A 2,624-nucleotide genomic window follows, 5' to 3' on the forward strand; every position below is an offset into this window, starting at 1 on the left:
GTCACAGATTTAAATAACCGTCCACGAAAGGTCTTGGGATGGAAAAGTCCAAGTGAAGTTTTCTTCGGCAAAAAGTTGCGCTTGATTTGACAATTCGTCCCATCAAAAAGCCCCATCGCTACCACTCCTAATTTAATTTTATTGACAATAATAATTACTTAGTTCGATAAATAGCCAATCGTATTAACACCAATCACTCCCCTACGAATTATCTGAATCTCGGACTCATCCATCTGCAGTTCATCAAAAACGGGACAATCGAAGTTAACTTCATCAATATGAGATTCGGAATTTTCTGCTAAATCGAATTCTTCAACATCAAAGCCCATCGCTTTTAACTGATCATCAGAAAGCCGATAATCTTGGTCAACCAGACCAAACAGCGTCCAGCCATATTTAGCTGAGAGTCCTAAAATAACCTTATCACCAACATCAAAAGCTTCAGAGCCAACTACCGCGCCAACTATGCTTCCAACTAATTGAACAACTATCACTGGTCCAGCTGCTTCAGGAACCAATGCAAGGGCTGCCACGCTGCCTAATAAGGTCGTCCCAGCAACGACAGTGTCGCGTGAAATGTCATGTGCCATTTGGGCTGAAGAAATCTTACCTAATAATCGCTTTCCAACGGATTTCATAATGTTACAAGTTAGCAATACTAAAGCTGCTACCTGTTCAGCTGACAAATTCTTCGTTGCACTCTTTAATATTCCTTCAGTTTGCATAATCCAAGAACTCACGCTTGCCACAGCAAAGCTTTGCGTCGCGTTTAGTCCGCCATCAATACTATCTTGAGTAAATTCCTCAGCATTAAAATCTCCAGTCGTCAGCATTTTGAGTAACTTCGGTGCAACTTCAATTGCAAATGATAAGGCTGCAGCACTCATACCGGTTTTAAGGGCTTTTTTTATAATTGCGGTTTGTTTATTCTCTAATAATTTTTGTTTTAATTCTGGTGGTAACTTTCCCGTTCTACCAATATAATCAGCCTGTTTCTTACTAATACCAAGAGAATCATTTCCTAGCTTATCTGCTATTTTGCCCTTTAACTTAGACAATCTCACAGCCTCTGAATGGTTACCTTGCTTTTTTGCAGCTTCAATCTGCTCCAGCAACTTTCGTCGAATCGTTTCTACTTGATCACTCGGAACAACGAAATTCATATCTTGATAGTACGTTGCATTTTCAGTAATGTCAGAAGGGTCTATATCAAATCTTTTGGCTAACTGCTGCTTCCACTCATCAAAAGACATACTTCGTTTAACTGATCGATAGTGATCACCAAAAGTTTGCGTAACTTGTTTATACGTTGCATCGGCCGTTTTACAAAACTTTAACTGGAATTTTTGCTGTCCTAAATAAATATCAGCCAACTTATTATCATCGATAGCATCAGCCAAAATACCCTTTCCAGTTAAATTAACGGATAAATTATTTATCTCGGCATGTACCTGTTCAGCAGCATAGCCACCAGCGCGGGCTTCTCCTAGATTTTTATAGTGCTCATAAGTTTGTTTAGCTATCCGATTAACATTTTCAGCAATTTTTGCATCTGAACCGGTTAAAAAACTTTCAGCTGCCTGATTAAGTCCTATATCCGTCGTTTCTTTATCCATAACCATTCACGACTCCTAGTTATTTAAAAAAGCATTTAAGCCATTTTCATTATCGGCAACGAACTTTTTAACCAGCGCGATATCCATCGACCGCAAAAGTTCTTTGTAATCTTTAAAGTCGACAACGCTACCCACACTACCAACACCCGAAAGAACGTGCTTAACGCCAAAATTAGCAAGCCGTTGAAACTTAGGATTAACGTGTTTACTAATTTGTCTATTTAATTTTTTATTGACCTCTCGTTTACTATCAATCACACGATTTAAAAGTCCACCGGTGGCTTCTGGTGCTTGATCCGTTTCTTCACCCTCAACTTCCAACATTTCACTAATGGTCTCAGCAATCTTTGAGCTATCCTCTAGATGTACCTTACTCTCATCAATATCAATAATGGCCACGTTTCCTTGCCAGCCATAGCGGAAACCATATTCATTTTGAAATTTATATGGCGTGATATTCTGATAATTTTTCAGAGTTTTTGAATTTTCTAATAAAATAATTTTATTTGCAGAAGTTATTTTACCGCGATTTTGCCGGTACTCGTCTTCCGTAATACTAACAGCCTTAAGACTTTTGTCTTTTTCAGAAATTAAACCTGCCAACAGATTCTGGTATTCTTCATACTTCTTTTTTGCAACTATAGTTACTTGAACCATTCGAATTACCCCCACTACTCTAATTGTTAGTGTAATTATACAATAACCGCCCTCATCAGTAAGCCCTTTCATTAGAACTGATTTACTGATTCATTAAATTAACGCACCACCAACAACAACTTTCATAATGTTAAATTTGATTATAAGCACGGTATTGCATCATATTTGAAAGAATTATAAACAAAAAGGCAATAGTAAGTATCGCCTTTAAAAGAACTCTTTAAGATAAAATATTCCTTCTACCTTTTTAGTTGCTATAGTCCCCTTAAGGTTGACAGATGAAAAACTATAATTTCGTCTATCAACTCTAAGGGGATTTTACTATGCCTAGAAGCAAATTCACGGCCGAAG

General features: G+C 37.6%; 2 protein-coding genes. Both read right to left on the bottom strand.

The annotated features are described in order from the left end of the window. Positions 1–158: 158 nt before the first annotated feature. The gene (locus FFM82_RS13355) at positions 159–1,616 is read right to left on the bottom strand and encodes a hypothetical protein (RefSeq protein WP_137646237.1); all 1,458 of its coding nucleotides are present in this window, start codon (positions 1,614–1,616) and stop codon (positions 159–161) included. Between the two features lie 15 nt (positions 1,617–1,631). Next, positions 1,632–2,273 carry a hypothetical protein gene (locus FFM82_RS13360; protein WP_137646238.1) on the bottom strand — a complete coding sequence of 214 codons (642 nt, stop codon included), beginning with the start codon at positions 2,271–2,273 and terminating at the stop codon, positions 1,632–1,634. Positions 2,274–2,624 lie beyond the last annotated feature (351 nt).

Source organism: Lactiplantibacillus plajomi, assembly GCF_005405405.1.
GTDB lineage: Bacteria > Bacillota > Bacilli > Lactobacillales > Lactobacillaceae > Lactiplantibacillus > Lactiplantibacillus plajomi.